The organism is Haloterrigena sp. KLK7, from assembly GCF_037914945.1.
In the GTDB taxonomy this organism is placed as follows: Archaea; Halobacteriota; Halobacteria; order Halobacteriales; family Natrialbaceae; genus Haloterrigena; species Haloterrigena salinisoli.
In genome coordinates, this window is record NZ_CP149787.1 from 572,697 (window position 1) to 593,677 (window position 20,981).

Consider the following 20,981-nt stretch of genomic DNA (forward strand, 5'->3'; position numbering starts at 1 on the left):
GAGGTGCGGTCCGACGAGACGGGGTGTCCTCGAAGTGACAATCGAAAGCAGGCGCCGCCTGCTGATGACAGTATCCTTTTGCCCCCAGTGGTCGTGTGTTTGAGTATGGCTGTTGTCGATCCTGTCACTGTCGGGGTACTGAGTCTACACACGAGCAAGGAAACGAAAGCTATTCTCAACGCCGTCGAAGATCTGGGCCACGATACCGAGTGGCTCCGTGCCGAGAACACGTCGATCAGCGTCACCGACGGGAGCGTCGTCTTAGAGCCGGAGGTCGACGTCATCGCGAACCGGATGCTGCTGTCGAACACCGAACAGCCCGCCGAGGAACTCGGGCTCGCGAACACGTTCGCACAGCTGGTGCCGACGCTCAACGAGCCGTCGACGGTGTTGACGGCGATTCACAAGCTCTCGACGGCGGCGACGCTCGCGGCCAACGACGTTCGAACTCCCGACGTGACCCTCGCGCTCAGCGGGAATCAGCTCAACGCGGCGCGGGATCGGTACGGCGAGGAAGCGGTCTACAAGACGGCGATCGGGACCCACGGCGGCGGGACCTGGAAGGTCGGCCCCAACGATCCGATCAACGCGAAGGTCGGCAACCGCTACGCCTTCCTGCAGGAACTCATCGACCGCGACGGCGTTCACCACCATGACGCCCGCGTCTACGTCGTCGGCGGCGAGATCATCGGCGCGATGTACCGCTACGCGCCGGACAACGACTGGCGAACCAACGTCGCGCTCGGCGGGAGCGTCGAGGACGCGACCGACGACCTCCCCGAGGAGGCTCGCGACATGGCCCGCCGGGCCGCCGACGCCATCGGCCTCGACTACGCCGGCGTCGACTTAGTCGAGGGCGACGAGGGCTGGTTCGTCCTCGAGGTCAACCCGACGGCCGGATTCAAGGGTCTCTACGAGGCGACTCAGGTCAGCCCGGCCCCCTACATCGCGAAGCTGGCGATCGAACGCGCCGGCGGCGAGGTCGACGAGGACCGCGTCCGCGACCTCTCGAGCGTCCTCGACGACTCTCGACCGACGGCCCAGCCGGTCGAGGCGACGTCGTCGGACGCGGAGACGCGCGTGATCGGCTACACCGAGGAGATCGTGCTCTCGGGCACCAGCGGCTCGAAGACCGTCCTCGCGAAGTCCGACACGGGCGCGACGCGGACGAGCATCGACACCGCCCTCGCTGCCGACATCGGCGCCGGACCGATCAAGTCCATCACGCGCGTCCGCTCTGGCAGCAGCAAACAGTCCAAGAGCCGGCCCGTCGTCGACGTCGTCGTCGGCGTCGGCGGCAATCAGCACACCGTCACCGCCAGCGTCGAGGACCGCAGCCACATGGACTACCCCGTCATCCTCGGTCGGGACATCCTCGGCAATTATCAGGTCGACGTGGGCCGCCGCGCCGATCGTGACGCGCCGGACACTCCCGAAGAGGAGGAGTAACTGTCTCAAGGTCGCTCGAGCCGGTCTCGCTGCGGTGTCCGGTCGTCCTCGCTTCTCGCTTCGGTCGTCACGCGGACCGGAGTCACCGGTGATCGAACGCTCTCGAATCCGGCCGCTCGGGAGCGGTCCCGAGCGATAAATGAGATTCCGTTGTCGAGCGAATCGCAGTATCGAGAGGCGTACTGTTCCGCATCAGCGAAGAAAGTCAGAAAAGAGCCTATAGCGGCCATTGCGACCCAATTTTCGCTCCGTCGTAGAGGGACACCATACATTGTTTCCTGTATCGAAAAGTATCTACGGGGAAAGCAAAAAGGGAACTTGCATTCGGTACATATATTATTCTCCAATCCGTTTTCCAAACTGTACGAACCACACATGAGCGACAACAAACGGAAGCGGAACCACGAGTGGTGGCCCGACCAGTTGAACTTGGAAATTCTCGACCAGAACGCCGGAGACGTCAGTCCCTACGGGGAGGACTTCGACTACGCCGAGGAGTTCCAGAAGCTCGACCTCGAGGAGGTGAAAGCCGACATCGAAGAGCTGATGACGACGTCCCAGGACTGGTGGCCGGCCGACTACGGGCACTACGGGCCGCTGTTCATCCGGATGGCCTGGCACAGCGCCGGCACGTACCGCACCACGGACGGCCGCGGCGGCGCGACCGGCGGGACCCAACGGTTCGCGCCCCTCAACAGCTGGCCCGACAACGTGAACCTCGACAAGGCGCGCCGACTGCTCGAGCCGATCAAGCAGAAGTACGGCCGCAAGCTCTCCTGGGCCGACCTGATCGTCCTGGCCGGGAACGTCGCCCTCGAGTCGATGGGCTTCGAAACGTTCGGCTTCGCCGGCGGACGCGAGGACGACTTCAAGGCCGACGAGGCCGTCTACTGGGGCCCCGAGACCGAATGGGAGGGCTCCGAGCGCTTCGACGACGAGGGTAACCTCGAGGACCCCCTCGGTGCCACCGTCATGGGGCTGATTTACGTGAATCCCGAGGGCCCCGACGGCGAGCCGGACCCGCTCGGGTCGGCCGACCGCATCCGAGAGGCGTTCGGCCGCATGGCGATGAACGACGAGGAGACGGCCGCGCTCATCGCCGGCGGCCACACGTTCGGCAAGGCCCACGGTGCCCGCGACACCGACGACATGGGCCCCGAGCCCGAGGCGGCCCCCATCGAGGACCAGAGCCTCGGCTGGACCGACTCCGGCAAGGGCTCCGACACGGTCACGAGCGGCATCGAGGGCGCCTGGAACAGCACGCCCACCATGTGGGACACCTCCTTCCTCGACACGCTGCTCGACAACGAGTGGGAGCTGACGGAGAGCCCCGCCGGCGCGAAGCAGTGGGAACCGGTCGACGAGTCGGCCCACGAGACCGTCCCGGACGCCCACGACTCCTCGAAGAAGCACGCGCCGATGATGATGACGACGGACCTCGCCCTCAAGCGGGATCCGGAGTTCCGGGAGATCATCGAGCGCTTCCGCGAGAACCCCGACGAGTTCCAGGAGGCCTTCGCGAAGGCGTGGTACAAGCTGATCCACCGCGACATGGGGCCGCCGGAGCGGTTCCTCGGTCCGGAAGTGCCAGACGAGGAGATGCTGTGGCAGGACCCGATCCCCGACGCCGACTACGACCTGATCGGCGAGGAGGAGGCCGCCGACCTCAAAGCGGAGATCCTCGAGTCCGAGCTGACCCGCTCCCAGCTCGTCAAGACCGCGTGGGCGGCGGCGTCGACCTACCGCAAAAGCGACAAGCGCGGCGGCGTCAACGGCGCTCGCATCCGCCTCGAGCCCCAGCGCAGCTGGGAGGTCAACGAACCCGACGAGCTCGCGACCGTGCTGGAGACGCTGGAGGGCATCCAGGAGGAATTCAACGGCTCGCGGTCCGACGAGACGCGGGTCTCGCTGGCCGACCTCATCGTGCTGGGCGGCAACGCGGCCATCGAGCAGGCGGCGGCCGACGCCGGCTACGACGTCACGGTCCCGTTCGAACCGGGACGGACGGACGCCTCGCAGGAACAGACCGACGAGGAGTCGTTCGAGGCGCTCAAACCGAAAGCGGACGGGTTCCGTAACTACTACGAGGGCGAACACGACCAGCCGCCCGAGGACTTGCTGATCGACAGGGCGGACCTGCTGACCCTGACGGCGTCCGAGACGACGGCGCTGGTCGGCGGCATGCGCGCACTGGGCGCGAACTACCAGGACTCCGAGCTCGGCGTCTTCACCGACGAGCCGGGGACGCTGACCAACGACTTCTTCGAGACCCTGATCGACATGGGCTACGAGTGGGAGGAGTCCTCGGAGGCCGAAGACGTCTACGTGCTGCGCGACCGCGAGACGGGCGACGTCGAGTGGAAGGGCTCTCGCGTGGACCTCGTCTTCGGCTCGAACTCCCGGCTTCGGGCCATCACGGACGTCTACGCGGCCGAGGAAGAGACGTTCGTGCAGGACTTCGTCGACGCGTGGCACAAGGTCATGACCAACGACCGCTTCGACCTCGAGTAACGGACCGAGCGCACTCGAGGCCGCGACGCTGACTCGTCGCGACCGCCATCGTTTTCCCCTCCGTTTTCGACGCGACCGGATTCGCGCCGAGTAGTCGCGAGTACTACAGTTCGTCCGTGGCGTCCTCGTCGCGGTGCTGGACGATCACTTCGCTGTCGGTGATCTCGTTGATCTCCGACGCCTCGATGGGGTAGTCCTCGTCGTCGTGGCCGCCCCAGTTCATCCGCGCCTTGAGTCGATCCGTCAGCCCCGGTTCCGGATCGACGTAGGCCGTCTGTCCCTCGACCTCCGCGACGATACCGATCTGTTCGCCCGTCTCGTCGACGACGTCCTTCCCCTGATCGTCCTCGGAGAGTTCGATCCGCCCCATTTCGCCCGCGTCGGCGGTCGATCCACCGGTCTCGGACTCGACTTCGACGTCGGGGGTGGAATCGCCGGCCCCTTCCGCACCGGTTCCGGCGCCCATTTCGGCACCGGCACCCGCGCCGGTGGCGCCGGCCTCGGCCGTCGTCTCCATCTCGCCGTACTCCTCGACGTCGATGATCTCGCCCTCGATCACGTCGCTGCCGACGACCTCCGAGTCGAGCAGTTCGGTCTCCTCTAAGGTGAAGATCATCCGCGTCCGTTCGTCGATCTGCTCTTCGACCGTGCGCCGCTCGAGCAGTTCGCTGTGGACGACGGCTCCCTCGTCGCGATTGCTCCGGATGACGCCCTGCTCGATGACGTCGTCGGCGGTCACGTCCGCGTGTACCACGTCGCTCTCGAGGATCGACCGCTGGACGCTCTCGAGTTCGATGTTGGTCTCGATCTTGTCGCTCTCGAGTTCGTCGTGCTGTTCGACGTCGACGTCGACGACCCGGCTTTCGACCGTGTAGCGTTCGACCTCCTCGACCGTGTCGAGGCGGCTCTCTTCCGTGATGACCTCGATCTCGTCGGCGGTGACGAACTCCGTGTCGACGATCTCCCGGTTCAGCAGCTCCGAGTCGACGACGTGGCGCTCGGCGATCTCGGTGTCGACGACCTCGCTCTCGATCGTGTCCCGTTCGACGACCTCCGTCTCGACGACCTGCGTTTCCACGATTTCGGTCGTTATCGTCTCGCCCTCTCGAAGCTGGTCCTCGAGTTCGCTGCGACCGAGGTCGGCCCGCTCGAACGCCTGTTCGCGCTCGACGAGTTCGAAGTGACCCAGCCCCTCTCCCGTCGGCTCGTCCTCGTGGTAGATGAACACCAGGTCCTCGTCCTCGAACCGATCGATGAACTCGTCCCACGTGTACTCCTCGTGGTCCGAACCGAGTTCGTCTCGATGAGCGAAGGAGTGTCCGTGGTCCTCGCTGTCACGAATCGTCACGGGGACCGCATCGCGGGCCTCCGCCCACTCCTTGATGCGTTCGGGATCGGTGGTCATTCGCCGCTGCGATGAGTCGCCTGTCGACGGCTCGTCTGCGGGCATGTCGTTTGCCATACGCCAAACCCCGGGCGAGTCACACTTGAGTCGGCGGGGCCCTCTCGCCGGTCAGTATCTCGTTTCTCCCGACCCCGAACGCGGCATGAATTGTCGGGCCCGTAATCGCCGATTAGCGGTCGCGTCGGGTCGATCCCCGCTGTTCGAGGCGCGGACAGTAGCCTATTACTGCGTCCAGCCGGTATGAGAGAGTCAGGTCGGCAACCGTTTCCGCTCGCGAAACACACGTTTGCGCGCTCGAGTCGTCCGTCAGTCCGACTCGTACTCGGCCCACAGGTACCGCGTCGCGACGCTTCGATACGGTCGCCACCGCTCGGCGATCTCGCGCATCTCGGCGCGGGACATGTCCTCGCCGTCCCCGTAGAGGTCCTCGATCGCGCGGCGAATCGCGAGGTCGCCCAGGGGCAGCACGTCCTCGCGTTCCAGGACGAACAGGAGGTACATGCGAGCCGTCCACTCCCCGACGCCCTTGATTTCGGTCAGCAGATCGACGACCTCGTCGTTCGAGTAGTCGGCGAGCCCCGCTCGGGTATAGTCGTTCTCTCGGAAGGCCCGCGCGGCGTTGCGCATGTACTCGACCTTGCTCTCGGAGAGCCCGGCGGCCCGCAGCGCCTCGTCCTCGGCGTTCAGGACGGTCTCGGGGGTCACCTCGTCGCGGAGCAGTTCGAAGACCCGCTCGCGGACGGCGGTCGCGCTCGCGGTCGACAGCTGCTGGTTGATGATGGAGATACAGAGCCGTTCGAACTCGTCCCAGTCCCGTTCGACGTACGGATCGTGTCGGTCGATGAGGTCCGCCATCACGGGGTCGTTCCGGATAACGGGTTCGGCCTCGTCTAACATCTACGTAGACGAACGGGAGGGCTCGAGGGATGAAAGGCCTCTCGGTCGATCGAGTTCGCGATTCGGTCGCGGTCCGTTACTCGAGGTGGTGGTAGTCGAGTTCGTAGCCTTCCTCGAGTGCCTCGCGGACCGGATCGCTCGGTTCGGCGACGCCGCGGCGGTCGATCGCGAGACCGCCCTCGTCGGCCGAGACGAGCAGATTGATGCGCCAGTCCGGGTCGGTCTCCGGGTAGTCCGTCCGGTGATGGGCGCCCCTGGATTCGGTTCGAGCCAGGGCCGTTCGGAGCATCGCTTCGGCGACGGTGAGGCTAACCGAGAGATCGACGGCGAACTCGAACGATCGCGAGGTGAGTCCGCCCTCGACGCGCAAGTCCCCCGTTCGATCGCGGAGCGCCTCGAGTTCCTCGAGTCCGGCCCGAAGCCCGGACTCGTCGCGGAGAATGCCCGCGCGAGCCCACAGCAACTCGCCGAGGTCCTCCAGCAAGGTCGTCGGCGTGACCCCTCCGTCGGCGTCCGCGAGCGACGCGAGCGACCGAAACTCCCGTTCGGCGAGGGCTCGCTGTTCGTCGGTCACCGACAGATCGGCGTCCGATCCGTCGACCGCGGTCGCGATGTGCTCACCGACGAGCTTGCCGATCGCGACGGTTTCGGCGAGCGAGTTGCCGCCGAGCCGGTTCGCACCGTGGACGCCGGCGACGGCCTCGCCGACGGCGTACAAGCCGTCGACGTCGGTTTCGCCGGTGCGGAAGTCGATGTCGATGCCGCCCATCGTGTAGTGGGCAGTCGGCGCGACCTCGATCGGTTCCTCGGTGATGTCGACGCCGAGCGACGCGAAGCGCTCGACCATCCGCGGCAGCCGTTCCCGGACGTAGTCGGCGTCCCGATGCGAGATGTCGAGATAGACGCCGCCGTTCTCGGTTCCTCGGCCCGCGTCGATCTCTCGACCGATCGCCCGCGCGACGACGTCGCGCGCGTCGAGTTCCATCTGATCCGGCGAGTACCGTTCCATGAACCGTTCGTTCTCGGCGTTGTAGAGCCGTCCGCCCTCGCCGCGCACGGCTTCGGTGACGAGTCGGCCGTCCCACTCCTCCCCGTAGCGTTCGCCGACCATCCCCGTCGGGTGGAACTGGACGAACTCGAGGTCCATCAGTCGAGCGCCCGCCTCGAGAGCCAGCGCCTGGGCGTCCCCGTTGTTCTCGTCGTCCCGCGAGGAGTGGCGGTCGTAGAGCGCCGAGAAGCCGCCCGCGGCGAGGACGACGTGGTTCGACCGGAACAGCAGACCCCGGCCGGTCTCCATGTCGAAGCCGGCGGCGCCGAAGACGCGCCGCCCGTCCGAGAGCAGCCGCGTGATCATCACGTTCTCGCGATGGGGGATCTCGAGGTCGCGAGCCCGTCCGATCAGCGTTTCGAGCATCGCCTCGCCGGTCCGGTCGCCGACGAAGCAGGTCCGGCGGTACGACTGGGCACCGAAGTACCGCTGGTTGATCGCCCCGTCGTCAGTCCGGTCGAACGGCATCCCCCACTCCTCGAGTTCGCGGATTCGATCCGGCATCTCGCGCGCGGTCAGTTCGACGGCCTCGGGATCGTTCAGATGGTGTCCTTCGTTCAGCGTGTCCGCGGCGTGGATCGTCCAGTCGTCTTCGTCGTCCAGCGAACCGAGCGCGGCGTTGATCCCGCCGGCCGCCCAGGTCGTGTGCGCGTCGCCGTGGTCTCGCTTCCCGATCACCAGCGGCTCGAGGCCGGATTCGGCGAGGCTGATCGCGACGCGGGCGCCCGCCGCCCCCGCGCCGACGACGAGTACCGGCGTCCTGACGACGTCGTATCCGAGGCCGTCCGATGACGCCGATCGATTCCCTCGTCCGATTCGGTTCTCTACGCCGGCGATGTCGGCTGCCGCGGCCGATTCCCGACGCGCGTTCTCCGCCGGTCGACGGTCGTCAGCGGGTGGATTTGTCATACAAGTAATGTATGGGCCGCGCGTACTTAGGGAACGCCCCAAACGATACAATTCGGCAGGTAAAACGGCTGTAGCGTGCGTTCCTGCGTCAATCGTCAGCCTATCCGTTACCCGACTCGAGGCCCTCGAAACGATCGAAGCGGATGCAGCCGATCGTCCACCTCGCCGTCGGCTATCGCTGTTACGCTGGCTCCGTCCGCTGGCGACCATCGGTGGAGTTGATCCGGCGGCGCTCCGACGGCTAGCAGCGGGGACGTGTCGAACTCTTCCACTCCGGACACCGACGTGATTCGGCGAGGCAGTTTTCGTTTCGGGCGGGCTACTGTGGGTATGTCGATGACGTCCCCCGTCTTCTGTCACGTGTGCAACGAAGAGATGATCCTCGACGAAGACCTCGTGCATCATCTCGTGTACGACCACAAACCGCGCGAGTTAGCCAAGCAACTCGTCGCCGAGTGGGAGGCGGAAGAGCTCGGCGAAGCGATGTGATCGGCCGGACTTTCGGCGGCGCGCGCGGCGTGACGCGATTTTTCGGCGGAGAGCTCACCGGAACGGTTACCGATCGCCGTCGCGCTCCTCGAGCCCCTCGGGCGTCTCGGGTTCGACGTTCGCCAGCCGCATCGCGTTGCCGGTGACGCCGAGGCTCATCCCCATGTCGCCGATGACGACCGCGTGAATCACCGTGACGAGGCCGAACGGCGTCCCGGCGGCGAGGGCGGCCTTCACCGCGAGGCTCGCCCAGATGTTCTGGCGGATGACGCCGGTGGCGGTGTGGGAGAGCTCGTAGAGGTACGGCAGTCGGGTGAGGTCGTCGCTCATCAGCGCGACGTCGGCCGTCTCGAGGGCGGTGTCGGTCCCCGCGGCGCCCATGGCGATGCCGACGCCGGCGGTCGCGAGCGCGGGCGCGTCGTTGATGCCGTCGCCGACCATGGCGACGGTGGCCTCCTCGCCGGGCGCCCCGTCGCCGTCACCCTCGCCACCGCTTCCGTTTTCGCCTTCGAGTCGGCGAATCCACTCGAGCTTCTCGTCGGGCAGCAGTTCGGCGTGGTACTCGTCGATCCCCACCTCCTCGGCGATGGCGCGAGCGGTCCCCTCGTTGTCGCCGGTGAGCATCACGACGCGGACCCCCTGCTCCTGCAGCTGCGAGACGGCCCACTTCGCCTCGGGCCGGACGCGGTCCGCGACGGCGATGACGCCAAGCGGCCGGTCCTCGGTGCCGACGACGACGACGGTCTTTCCGTCGGCCTCGAGGTCGGGGATGACCTCCGCGAGGACGTCGACACAGCCCGGGCGGTCGCACTGCGGACTGGACTCGTACCCCATTTCCTCGAGCGCGACGCCGCCGTCGGTCGTCGCGTGGACGTGCGCTAAGTCGGCCAGCCCGTCGAACAGGTCCGGCTTGCCGACGTAGTGGGTCGCGCCGTCGATCTCGGCGCGGACGCCCTTCCCGGTCAGCGCCTCGAACGCGGAGACGTCGGGATCGTCGTCAGCGTCGGCCGCGACGCCCCGCTCCTCGGCGTAGTCGACGATCGCCTGCCCGATCGGGTGCTCGCTGCGACGCTCGATGGCGCCGGCCCGCCGGAGGACGTCGTCCTCGTCTGCCCCCTCGAGGGGGATCACGTCGGTCACCGAGAGGTCGCCCTCCGTCAGGGTCCCCGTCTTGTCGACCGCGAGGACGTCGCTCTCGCCGACGGCCTCGAGGTAGCGCCCGCCCTTGATGAGGACGCCGTTGCGGGCGGCGCTCGTGATCCCGGAGACGACGCTGACCGGCGTCGAGATGACGAACGCGCAGGGGCAGGCGATCACCAGCAGCGTCAGCCCGCGGAGGAACCAGGTGTTCCACGAGGCGCCCGCGACCAGCGGCGGCGCGACGGCGATCGCGACCGCGAGGGCGACGACGATCGGCGTGTAAACGCTCGCGAAGCGGTCGACGAACCGCTCGCGCTGGGTCTTCTCCCGTTCCGCGTCCTCGACCATGCGGACGATCCGGGCGATCGTCGAGTCGTCGGCCTCGCTGGTCACCTCGACCTCGAGATAGCCCGACTCGGGGATGGTCCCCGCGTAGACCTCGTCGCCCGCGGCCTTGTCGGCGGGGACGCTCTCGCCGGTGATCGGCGACTGGTCGACCGCGCTCTCGCCCTCGAGGACGACGCCGTCGGCCGGGATCTTCTCGCCCGGCCGGACGACGACTACGTCGCCGACGGCGACCTCGTCGGCCGGCACCGTCTCCTCGCTCCCGTCCTCGCGCTTGACCGTCGCCGTGTCGGGCGAGAGGTCCATCAGTTCCCGCAGCGAGTCGCGGGCCCGGTCCATCGAGAACCGCTCGAGCAGTTCGGCGACGCTGAAGAGGACGGCGAGCATCGCCCCCTCGAAGGGGTGGTGGGCCGCGACGCTGGCGAGGATCCCGATCCCCATCAGGAAGTCGATGTCCAGGCTCCGGTTGCGCGCGGAGTAGTAGCCGTTCCGGAGGATCGGCGCGCCGGCGACTGCCGCGGTGACGAGGAAGAGCACCGTCGAGAGGTGGTAGGTCCGATCGACGAGACCGCCGCCGACGAGCGAGAACAGCGCCGGGTTCGCGCTCGGGAGGACGAACTCGAGGAGCATGCCGAGACCTACGAGGACGGCGCCGATTCCCGTCGTGACGGCCCGGCGGCTCTTCCAGATCGGCTCGTCGTCGCCCATCGGCTCGCCGTCGCTCTCGTCACCGATCGGCGTCGCGTCGTAGCCGGCCGACCCGATGGCGTCGACGACCGTCTCCGAATCGGCCGCGTCGTCGACCGCAACCGTCACGCGACCCGAGGCCGGCCGGGTCTCGATCTCGCCGACGCCCGCGGTCCCCTCGAGGGCGTTCTCGACCTTGTTCGCACAGGAGGCACAGTCCATGTCCGGCACCGAGAACGTCAGCTCCGACTCGGCGCCGACGATCTCGTAGCCGGCCGCGCGGACCCGCTCGCGGATCTCGTCCTCGTCGGTCCGCGTCGGATCGTACTCGACGACGAGGCGACCGCTGGTCACCCGCGCGTCGATCCCGTCGATCCCCTCGAGTCGCTCGACGCTGTTCGTCACCTTCCCGGCACAGGAGGGACAGTCCATCTCGGGGACGCGGAGCTCGAGGCTCCGACTCGCGTCCGGCGGCGCGTCGGGAGCCGATGGGGTGGTGTCGCTCATTACCGGTCAGTAGTCGCCCCGCTACTATACGGGTTATTTGGCGTGCGCCAAATCGGAGGTCGGCTCGAGCTAATCGATCTCCCCGTACGGATCGTCTTCGATCGGTCGTCTCAGCCACTGAGAGCTCGGCGCTCTCTATCGAGTCGCTCAGTACGGGTCCGCTCGTAAAAGAGAATATGTCGCGGGGTTACTGTGAACCGCTGGTATCGTCTCCGCGGATCGGACCGCCGGCTTCCGTCCAAGCCGGGAATCCGCCCGCGACGTGAGCGACGCGGTCTCGCCCCATTTCCGCGGCGCGCTGGGCAGCGAGGGCCGATCGCGCACCGGCCGCACAGTAGAACACGAGTTCCGCCGCGTCGCTGAATTCGTCCATATAGTACGGGCTGTCGGGATCGATGTGAAACTCCAGCATCCCCCGAGACGCGTGGATCGCACCGGGAACTCGTCCCTCGGTTAACTCGGGAGCGTCGCGAACGTCGACGAAGAGGACTCCGTCCTCGTCGAGGCGGTCGATCGCTTCTTCGGGCGAATACGTCCTGATGGCGGTGTTAGCTTCCGCGACGAGTTCTCTGAATCCGCGTGTTATCTGGCTCTCGTTCGATCGAGTTTCTGTTGTCATTGTCGTCCCCTCTTGATCCCCAAGAGTCGGCGATGGATCCAGAATTACCGGGTTCAAACACTCGAATCGATGAGAATCGTATTCTTATAGGCTCCCCAGAGAGATAGCAGTGTCGATTGTTATCACGAAACATTCGATACCTACGTATCGGCTGCTTCAGTGATTCACAGGCCGGCGGTCAACGCCTCGAGCGAGTCGTCGTCCTCGACGAACGTCGTCGCGAGGCTGGACTCGGCCCGCCGGAGCCGGTAGGAGAGCGTCGAACGCGGAATCTCCAGCCGTTCGGCCAGTTCACCGAGTTCGATCCGGCGCGGCGTCTCGTAGTAGCCGTGCTCGACGGCCGCCCGCAGCGCCTCGCGCTGTTCGTCCGGGAGGTCCTGCTCGGGCTCGAGCGGCGCCCGATCGGGGTCGAGCTCCGTCAGTCGCAGCATCTCAATGCCGGTACACTCGCCGACCTCGTCGCCCAGCGCGTCGAAGAACTCGTGGATCGGCGCGTCGCTGCCCAGCACGATCCGCCAGCGGTAGCGCCGGCCCTCGCGGTAGGTCTCGAACAGCAGCCCCTCGCCCAGGTACTCGAGGGCGACGTGGGGGACCGAGGTACAGACGTCCGTGCGGTCCCAGTAGGTGTAGACCACGAGCGTGTCGTTCGACCGATCCAGCACCTGCACCTCGCAGTCGGCCCCGCAGTCGTCCTTGACCAGGCAGTCGGCGAAGAAGTCCGCGTTCTTGTAGGCGTCCTCGAGGGCCTCGAGGGCCTCGGGCGACCCCTCCGCGTGGTCGACCCGCCAGAGGCTGTCCGCGGTGACGTGACACGACAGCGAGCGGATGGAGGCGTCCGGGTAGTCGGCGAGGACGTCCGCGACCGGATTCGTTCCCGGTTCGTACTCGAGGGCGAAGACGAACTCTCTCATTACTGCTCCGTAGGGGTCCACACGACAAAGGGGTTTCTCGCTGGCGACCGTACGTCCGCGTGATGGCACCGCCAGTGGTACTCTCGACGCCGACCGCCAGCCGACAGGTCCGCGAGTTCTGGGCGTTCTATCGGCGCTACACGGACACGACGATCCACACGGCCGCGACCGCGGGGCTGACGATATTCGGCCTGCTGATCTTTCTCGATCCGTGGTTCGCGGTGCTGGCCATCGGATCGTACGTGCTTCCGCCGGTCGTTCTGTATACCCTCGCCGACGAACGAGTCCCCGGTTCCGACGACGCCGAGCCACGGCAGGGTCGACCCGCGGAGCAGACCGCGCGAACCGTCGACACGACGAAACGGCGGTCGACCGCGGGTCGCTCGAGCGGTGCCGTGAACTCGAGGACGACCCCGCGCACGCAGTCGGGAACCGGCGACACCGACAGCGATAGCGACGGCGGCGACGCGGATTTCGACGGCGTCGGGACCGATACCGACTCGGACAGCGATGGAACTGACACCGATTCGGACAGCGACGACGGTGACACCGACTCGGACAGCGACGACGGTGACACCGACTCGGACAGCGACGACGGCGACACCGATTCCGACACCTGAGCCTCAGTCGGCGTCGGGATCGTAGTCGAAGATATCCTCGATCCGACAGTCGAAGAACGCCGCCAGCTCGAACGCGAGCTCGAGACTCGGATCGTACCGGCCGCGCTCGATCGCGTTGATGGTCTGTCTCGAGACGTCGACCTCGTCGGCCAGTTCACCCTGCGTCACGTCTCGCTTCGCCCGCCAGACCTTCAGATCGTTCTCCATCGTTACATTCGTCGGCTGTACCACGACCAAGCAGTTCCGAAAACGACCAGCCCGGCCAGCAGCAGCCACGTGTAGTGACTGAAGACGGGATAGGTGACGTCGGCGCTGCTCTCGACGCTCCCGACCGTCATCAGCCCGACGAGGAGCGCCCAGAACGAGAGCGTCGAGGCGCGAAACCCGATCTGGAGGAATCGTTCGTCGGTCACGTCTCGATCGTCGAGGAGCTGCAGCCACCACAGGCCGCCGACGAGAAAGACCGCTCCACCGCCGACGGCCAGCCCGAGTCCGAGCGTTCCCGAGTCGACGATATCCGACAGCGGCCCCATACTGAGGAATCCGACGGTCATCAACGCGATGCTGGCAAACGATCGTCGTTCTGACATCGTGTGTAAAGTGTACTTTCCAAAGTGTACATATAGCTTTCTAATCTGTCAGCCAATTTTGTCACTCGTAGCTCGAGTCGGTCGCACTCGAGCGATAATTTTGGATACCAAAGGTAGACTGCCAACTACTGGTAACGTCGAAGACGGCGACTGATGGCCGGGAGCGTGCTCGGCGAAACTCGCCGAGCACGCGACCCGGGGAAGGGCAGGTGCTTCACTGACAATCACCGCGAGCGAACGGATGCGCGGCGCTTCGCGCCGCGGAAAGACGAGCGGCGCAAGCCGCGAGTCAGTGAGCGAGCGGGCCGACGACCGATGTGATCGAACGACTGAAAGGAGTGAGAGAACGGAAGGAGGAGTGTCTTCGTGAGCAGCGCGGAACCGTAGGTCCCGCGAGCCGTTCACGCGGCATCGCCGCGTGAAGACGCAGCGAACGAAGGCTCGGAAGTCGCAGCCTGCGAACGAAGTGAGCAGGAACGTCTTCCGTTGCTTTTAATCGAATTTTTGCCGAGGGCCAGCTTCGCTGGCCCGTGGTTCGAAAGGCGCTCCGCGCCTTTCGTCATCACGAGAGAGCGAAGCTCTCTCGAACGACAGAGCAAAACTTCGTTCTTAGAGCCCGTCGCTGAGCAGCTCCCGCGCGATCACGTTCTTCTGAATCTCGCTCGTGCCCTCGTAGATCTGGGTGATCTTGGAGTCGCGGTAGAAGCGCTCGACGGGGAAGTCGTTGACGTAGCCCGAACCGCCGTGGATCTGGACGGCCTCGTTGGCGACGTCGACGGCGATGCGGGAGGCGTACTCCTTGGCCATCGAGGCGCCCATGGTGATGTCGTTGTCCTGATCGACGTTCCAGGCGGCCTTGTAGGTCAGGTTCCGCGCGGCCTCGGTCTTGGTCGCCATGTCGGCGAGCTTGTGCTGGATGGCCTGGAACTCGCTGATGGGCTGGCCGAACTGCTCGCGGTCCTGGGCGTACTCGAGGGCGGCCCGGAGCGCGCCCTTCGCGATGCCGACCCCCTGCGCGGCGACGCCGGTCCGGGTGGCGTCGAAGAACTGCATCTGCTGGAGGAAGGCGGCGCCCTGATCGCCGATGAGGTTCTCCTCGGGGACGCGGACGTCGTCGAGGATGAGTTCGGCGGTGTCGGAGGCGCGGATACCGAGTTTGCCGGTGATCTTCTCGGATTCGAAGCCGTCGCGGTCGGCCTCGACGACGATCTGACTGAAGCCGTCGTACCGGCCCTCGGCGTCGGGGTCGGTCTTACAGAGCATGACGAAGAAGTCGCCGACGGTGCCGTTGGTGATCCACATCTTGTTGCCGTTGATCACCCACTCGTCGCCGTCCTTCTCGGCGCGCGTCGAGACCGAGGAGACGTCCGAACCGGTGTCCGGTTCCGAGATGGCGGCTCCGGAGATCTTCTCGCCCCGCGCGACGGGCTCGAGGAAGCGCTCCTTCTGGTCTTCGTCGCCGAACTCCCGGATGGCCTCGGTCCCGAACGAACACGCGAGGATCGAGAGCGCGATGCCGGGGTCGTAGGAGAACAGCTCCTCGGCGATGATCGCCGACTCGAGCGTCGAGTAGCCGGCGCCGCCGTACTCGATCGGGATCGAGGCGCCGACCAGCCCCATCTCGGCGGCCTCGTCGACGATGTCGTGGGGGAACTTCTCCTCGGTGTCGTACTCCTCGGCGTGGGGAACGATTTCGTTCTCCGCGAACCGCGCGACTTCGTCGCGAATCTGTTCCTGTTCTTCTGAGAGCCCGAATTCCATGTGACTGTGTTCCAACGTCCACCGATAAAGAGGTTTGTAACCTGTAATGAACTGAACTATAGTTTCTCATGCGAATGAGGGAAACGTTCAAACACGTGCACATTGGAACTGTGACCATGGAGCTGGAAGATATCAACACTGTCGCAGTTCTCGGCGCGGGGAATATGGGCCACGGCATCGCGGAGGTCGTCGCGATGGCGGGCTACGACGTGAAGATGCGAGACATCAAAGACGAGTTCGTCCAGAACGGCTACGAGCAGATCGAGTGGTCGCTGAACAAGCTCGCCGAGAACGACCAGCTCACCGAGGAGGAGGCCGACGCCGCCCTCGAGCGGGTCACCCCGCTGGTCGACATGGCGGAGGCCTGCGGCGACGCCGACGTCGTCATCGAGGCCGTCCCCGAGCAGATGGAGATCAAGAAGGACGTCTACACCGAACTCGAGGAGGTCGCTCCCGACCGCGCGATCTTCGCGACCAACACCTCGAGCCTCTCGATCACGGACCTCGCGGAGTTCACCGAGCGCCCCGAGCAGTTCTGCGGGATGCACTTCTTCAACCCGCCCGTGCGCATGGACCTCGTCGAGGTCATCTCGGGCGCCGACACGGCCGAGGAGACCCTCGAGGTCGTCGAGGAGCTGGCCGCGGACATCGGCAAGTCACCGGTTCGCGTCCACAAGGACTCGCCCGGGTTCATCGTCAACCGCGTGCTCGTTCCCCTGATGAACGAGGCCTGCTGGCTCGTCCACGACGACGAGGCGACCATCGCCGAGGTCGACTCGACGACCAAGTACGGGATGGGGCTGCCGATGGGCAGCTTCGAACTCGCCGATCTGACCGGCATCGACGTGGGCTACCACGTGCTCGACTACATGCACGAGGTGCTGGGCGAGGCCTACGAGCCGAGTCCGCTGTTCGAGGAGAAAGTCGAGAACGAGGAGCTCGGCAAGAAGACCGGCAAGGGGTTCTACGACTACGAAAACGGCGAGGGCGCCCAGATTCCGACCGACGAGCAGTCCGAACTCGTCGAGAAGCGGCTGATCGCGACGCTGGCAAACGAGTCCGCTAAACTGATCGGCAACGACGTCGCGCCGCCCGAATCGATCGACGAGGCGACCAAGCTCGGCGCCGGCTTCCCGGACGGTCCCGTCAAAATGGTCGACGAGTTCGGGATCGAGAACGCCCTCGCGGCGCTCGAGGAGGCCTACGAGGAGACCGGCCACGAGCGCTACGCGCCGGCCGACTACCTCGAGGAACGCGCCGAAGCGGGCGGCTTCTACGAGCAGGACGGCGACGAGGGATCGACCGAGTTCGAGACGATCCGACTCGAGTACCCCGGCGACATGGTCGGCCACGTCGTCCTCGACCGACCCCACCGGATGAACACGATCAGCGACGAGCTGCTCGAAGAGCTCTCCGAGGCGATCGACCTGCTCGAGGACGACGACGAGGTCCGCTCGATTCTGCTCACCGGCGAGGGCGAGAAGGCCTTCTCCGCGGGCGCGGACGTCCAGAGCATGGCCGGCAGCGGCGCCGACCCGATCGAGGGCCAGGAGCTCTCGCGACTCGGCCAGCAGACGTTCGGGAAGCTCGAGGCCTGCGATCTGCCCGTCGTCGCCGGCATCGACGGCTTCTGTCTCGGCGGCGGGATGGAACTGGCCACCTGCGCCGACCTCCGGGTCGCCAGCGAGCGCTCCGAGTTCGGCCAGCCCGAACTGAACCTCGGCCTCATTCCCGGCTGGGGCGGCACCCAGCGGCTCAAACACGTCGTCGGCGAGGGCCGCGCGAAGGAGATCATCCTCACCGCCGAGCGATTCGACGCCGAGACGATGGAAGACTACGGCTTCGTCAACGAGGTCGCCGACAACGACGACCTCGCCGAGCGCGCGCTCGAGTTGGCGACCGATCTCGCCGGCGGGCCGCCGATCGCACAGAAGTTCACCAAGCGCGCGATGCTCGCCGGCCGCGACGACACCGACTCCGGACTCGAGTACGAGGCCTCCGCCTTCGGCCACCTGATGGCGACCGACGACCTCATGGAGGGGATCACGGCCTTCATGGAGGACGAGGAGCCGGAGTTCGAAGGGCAGTAAGCCGCCCGCGCCGAGCGCCACCGGCCCCTGCGATCGCGTACCGGTGTCGCCGTCGACGGATCACCGCGCGACCCCGAGACCGTCCTCGCACTGATCGCGGTTTCCGTCCTCGTTCGAACACAAATAATACATTATTGATACATTTGACGGAATGATTTTCGACACCGACTAGTCTGTATACCAACCATAGTGGCAGTGTTTGATGTGTGAAACGGTATGAATTCTAATAGCTGGTCGCGAGATTTATCACACAGAGGTACCATTGGTGACCCGTGGCTGTAACGATGCAGAGAACGGAGGGGGCTCCCAATGAGTGACGACCTCGAGATTCTCGTCGTCGACGACGAGGCGCGCCTCGCGGATCTCTTCGCCGCGTGGCTCCAGGGCGAGTGGGCCGTCGGCACGGCCTACGACGGCGAAGAGGCCCTCGAGAAGATGTCCGACTCCGTCGAAGTCGTCCTGTTGGACCGCCGAATGCCGGGTCTCTCGGGCGACGAGGTCCTCGAGCGAATCAGGGACGCCGGCTACGAGTCACGGGTGGTGATGGTGACGGCGGTCGATCCCGACTTCGATATCATCGAGATGGGATTCGACGATTACCTCGTCAAACCGGTCTCGAAGGACGAGCTCGTCGAGATCGTCGACGACGTGGCCGATCGATCGGAGTACGAATCGGACATCCAGGAGTACTACGCTCTCGTCTCGAAGAAGGCGCTACTGGAGTCCGAGAAGGCCGACCGTGAACTCGCGAACAACGAAGAGTATCAGGACCTCCGCGATCGCGTCGAGGAACTCGAGGCCCGCGTCGACGAGACCGTCTCCGGAATGTCCTCGCACGACGACTTCGTCGGTGCGTTTCAGGACCTCCAGTCCGAGAACTAGTCGCACTCGTCGAACGCGAACTCGAACCGAGCCCCATCGTCGACGCTTTCGGTCGCGGTAACCGACCAGCCGTGTCCGGTAGCGACTTCTCTGACGACCCAGAGACCGATCCCGAGCCCCTCGGACGAGGTCGAGACCGACGGATCGAACAACTCGTCGCGGATTTCGTCGGGGAGCCCCGTTCCGTCGTCTTCGACGAAAAAGCCCCGCCGGTCGCTCCCGTCGTCAGCCTCGAGGATTCCGATTCGAATAGTGACGGCTTCGCCGCCGTGTGCGATCGAGTTCCGGAACAGGTTCTCGAGCAGCCGCAGCAGCCGCGATCGATCCGCCTCGACAGTCGTCGTCTCCCCGATCGAAAGCGTCGCATCGGCCGTCGAGACGTACTCCCAGGCGTCGGTGGCGACCGACTCGAGATCGACGGGTTCGGGGTCGGTCGCCCACTCTCCGTCGCGTGCGATCGCCAGGACGTCTTCGATGATCGCCTCCATTCGATCGAGTCCGTCGTGCACGTTGTCGGCGTACTCGAGCGACTCGGTCTCCTCGAGCAAGTCGAGATAGCCCTGTGCGACGCCCAACGGATTGCGCAGATCGTGACTGACGATCCGTGCGAAGGCGTCCAGCCGCTCGTTCTGCTCGCGGAGCTTTCGTTCGCTGCGCTTTCGTTCGGTGATGTCGCGGACGACGCCGACCGATCCCACGAACTCCCCGTCGCGGACGAGGACGGCGATCTGCGCCTCGCAGGGGATTCGCTCGCCGGCTTTCGTCTCGAGGGTGAGTTCGACCGTGTCCGTCCCGGCGCCAGTGGAGAGCAGCGAACGGATGGTCCCCTCGCCGGCCTCGACGTCGCCCTCGTCGAAGACGATCGAGGCGTGCTCGCCGAGCAGTCCCTCGCGGCTGTAGCCGGTCATCTCCGTCAGCGCGTCGTTGACGGTCATGAAGTGGCCCTGCTCGTCGAAGACGTACATTCCGTCGCCGGCCGTCTCGACGAGTCGTTCGTATCGCTGGAGCGCCCGCTCCTGTTGCTCGAGTCGGCCCCGGATCGCGATCGTCTCGAGGACGTGAGAGGCCGTCTCGGCGACCATCTGAACCCCCGTTCGTTCGGCCTCCGAGAGCGTCTCGAGCGCGTAGACGACGAACACGCCGTACCGCTCGTCGCCGGAGGCCAACGGCGCGACGGCGACGGCCCGAACGCCGCGGTCGACGGCGTGCTCGCCGAAGGGAACTGCAGAACGCCGGTCGGCGATCCGCTGGTGGCTCTGGAACTCGTCCGTTCGAATCGCTCGCTCGAGGAGCGGTTGGTCGCCGTCGCCGAGCCCGAAGGTGCGTTGCATCGGCCACGCCATGCTGTCGGGGTCGGTCAGCCAGGGGACGATCTCCCCCTCGCCCTGATCGTACTCGCCGACCCAGGCGAACGCGTAGCGGTCGGTCGCCGTGAACTCCTCGCGAAGGACTCGCTCGACGGCGACGGGAGAGGTCACGTCGACCAGTCGCCGCCTGACCGCGGAGACGATCGCCGCGATGTCGTCGGGAAGCGACGCGATGTCGTCTCCCGTCTCCGAGTCGAGATCGTCCCGCTCGAGGTCGTCGGGCGCGGTTCGCGAGTCGGCGCCGACGCGTTCGGTGATCGTCTCGGCGAGTCGATCCGGCTGGTCGGATTCGTCGGTGCGAGCGACCACCTCGCCGAGGACGGCGACGGACGCGTCGCTCTCGCCGTCGCCCCAGTGGACGAACGTCGGCGTCGACGGCGCCTCCGATTCGACGGCGTCGACGACGCGCGGCACGTTCGGGATCGTACTCGCGTCGACGACGACGGCGTCGATCGATCCCCGCTCGAGTCGATCGACGGCCTCGGCCGCGCGCTGGGCGATGACGACGTTGACCGGCGCATCGGTCAACGCGAGCGTGACGGACGCACGCGTGGCTCGGTCGCCGCTGACACAGAGGACGCGTGGCCGACTCATATCAAACAGTCACTCTCGGGTTCGGTGTCGGTCGTCGATACCCTGCGTAGATCGGCAAAACGGATTGTTCTTTCGGCGTGATACTCGGGTTCGAGTACTATCGGTCGCTCGCGCGCTCGTCCGCAGCGTCGGCGAACTGATCGGGCGCTGTCGGTCGACG

The 20,981-nt window shown here is 66.0% G+C and carries 16 protein-coding genes; 6 read left to right on the plus strand and 10 right to left on the minus strand.

The window, feature by feature from the left end; genetic code table 11:
- Positions 1 to 105 precede the first annotated feature (105 nt).
- Complete coding sequence (locus WD430_RS02750; protein WP_339104501.1) at positions 106 to 1,449, plus strand: RimK family alpha-L-glutamate ligase; 1,344 nt, start codon at positions 106 to 108, stop codon at positions 1,447 to 1,449.
- Positions 1,450 to 1,824: 375 nt separating this feature from the next.
- Entirely contained in the window at positions 1,825 to 3,960 is a 2,136-nt protein-coding gene (katG, locus tag WD430_RS02755) for a catalase/peroxidase HPI (RefSeq protein ID WP_339104502.1), read from the plus strand.
- A gap of 103 nt (positions 3,961 to 4,063) precedes the next feature.
- Here katG and WD430_RS02760 read toward each other — a convergent pair whose 3' ends face one another.
- The 3 genes from WD430_RS02760 to WD430_RS02770 all read right to left on the minus strand — a co-directional run bounded on the left by WD430_RS02760 (position 4,064) and on the right by WD430_RS02770 (position 8,219).
- Positions 4,064 to 5,422, minus strand: a complete 1,359-nt coding sequence (locus WD430_RS02760) for a hypothetical protein (RefSeq protein WP_339104503.1) — start codon at positions 5,420 to 5,422, stop codon at positions 4,064 to 4,066.
- A 249-nt stretch (positions 5,423 to 5,671) separates the two neighbouring features.
- Complete coding sequence (locus WD430_RS02765; protein WP_339104504.1) at positions 5,672 to 6,262, minus strand: DNA-3-methyladenine glycosylase 2 family protein; 591 nt, start codon at positions 6,260 to 6,262, stop codon at positions 5,672 to 5,674.
- Between the two features lie 76 nt (positions 6,263 to 6,338).
- Positions 6,339 to 8,219, minus strand: a complete 1,881-nt coding sequence (locus tag WD430_RS02770) for an FAD-dependent oxidoreductase (protein WP_339104505.1) — start codon at positions 8,217 to 8,219, stop codon at positions 6,339 to 6,341.
- Between the two features lie 330 nt (positions 8,220 to 8,549).
- On the opposite strand from WD430_RS02770, the gene WD430_RS02775 reads away from it, so the two are divergent.
- A complete protein-coding gene (locus tag WD430_RS02775) occupies positions 8,550 to 8,708 on the plus strand; it encodes a hypothetical protein (protein WP_339104506.1) in 159 nt (52 codons plus the stop codon).
- 66 nt (positions 8,709 to 8,774) lie between these two features.
- Here WD430_RS02775 and WD430_RS02780 read toward each other — a convergent pair whose 3' ends face one another.
- The 3 genes from WD430_RS02780 to WD430_RS02790 form a co-directional block, all read right to left on the minus strand.
- Positions 8,775 to 11,387, minus strand: coding sequence for a heavy metal translocating P-type ATPase (locus WD430_RS02780; RefSeq protein ID WP_339104507.1), 2,613 nt, complete (start codon positions 11,385 to 11,387; stop codon positions 8,775 to 8,777).
- Positions 11,388 to 11,574: 187 nt separating this feature from the next.
- Positions 11,575 to 12,006 (minus strand): rhodanese-like domain-containing protein, encoded by a 432-nt coding sequence (locus WD430_RS02785; protein ID WP_339104508.1) that lies wholly within the window; start codon positions 12,004 to 12,006, stop codon positions 11,575 to 11,577.
- Positions 12,007 to 12,170: 164 nt separating this feature from the next.
- The gene (locus WD430_RS02790; protein WP_339104509.1) at positions 12,171 to 12,917 is read right to left on the minus strand and encodes a helix-turn-helix domain-containing protein; all 747 of its coding nucleotides are present in this window, start codon (positions 12,915 to 12,917) and stop codon (positions 12,171 to 12,173) included.
- A gap of 62 nt (positions 12,918 to 12,979) precedes the next feature.
- On the opposite strand from WD430_RS02790, the gene WD430_RS02795 reads away from it, so the two are divergent.
- Positions 12,980 to 13,537, plus strand: a complete 558-nt coding sequence (locus WD430_RS02795; RefSeq protein WP_339104510.1) for a hypothetical protein — start codon at positions 12,980 to 12,982, stop codon at positions 13,535 to 13,537.
- Between the two features lie 3 nt (positions 13,538 to 13,540).
- On the opposite strand, the gene WD430_RS02800 is transcribed toward WD430_RS02795, so the two are convergent.
- From WD430_RS02800 to WD430_RS02810, 3 genes are all read right to left on the minus strand, one after another.
- Complete coding sequence (locus tag WD430_RS02800) at positions 13,541 to 13,744, minus strand: helix-turn-helix transcriptional regulator (RefSeq protein ID WP_339104511.1); 204 nt, start codon at positions 13,742 to 13,744, stop codon at positions 13,541 to 13,543.
- 2 nt (positions 13,745 to 13,746) lie between these two features.
- A complete protein-coding gene (locus WD430_RS02805; RefSeq protein WP_339104512.1) occupies positions 13,747 to 14,127 on the minus strand; it encodes a hypothetical protein in 381 nt (126 codons plus the stop codon).
- A gap of 609 nt (positions 14,128 to 14,736) precedes the next feature.
- Positions 14,737 to 15,888: an acyl-CoA dehydrogenase family protein gene (locus tag WD430_RS02810; protein ID WP_339104513.1), complete on the minus strand. Its 1,152-nt coding sequence runs from the start codon at positions 15,886 to 15,888 to the stop codon at positions 14,737 to 14,739.
- 116 nt (positions 15,889 to 16,004) lie between these two features.
- On the opposite strand from WD430_RS02810, the gene WD430_RS02815 reads away from it, so the two are divergent.
- On the plus strand, positions 16,005 to 17,978 hold the full coding sequence (locus WD430_RS02815) for a 3-hydroxyacyl-CoA dehydrogenase NAD-binding domain-containing protein (protein WP_339104514.1): 1,974 nt from the start codon (positions 16,005 to 16,007) through the stop codon (positions 17,976 to 17,978).
- 309 nt (positions 17,979 to 18,287) lie between these two features.
- The gene (locus tag WD430_RS02820; RefSeq protein ID WP_339104515.1) at positions 18,288 to 18,860 is read left to right on the plus strand and encodes a HalX domain-containing protein; all 573 of its coding nucleotides are present in this window, start codon (positions 18,288 to 18,290) and stop codon (positions 18,858 to 18,860) included.
- Here the strand turns inward: WD430_RS02820 and WD430_RS02825 are convergent.
- Positions 18,857 to 20,821 (minus strand): PAS domain S-box protein, encoded by a 1,965-nt coding sequence (locus WD430_RS02825; RefSeq protein ID WP_339104516.1) that lies wholly within the window; start codon positions 20,819 to 20,821, stop codon positions 18,857 to 18,859. The genes WD430_RS02820 and WD430_RS02825 overlap by 4 nt on opposite strands.
- Between the last annotated feature and the right edge of the window lie 160 nt (positions 20,822 to 20,981).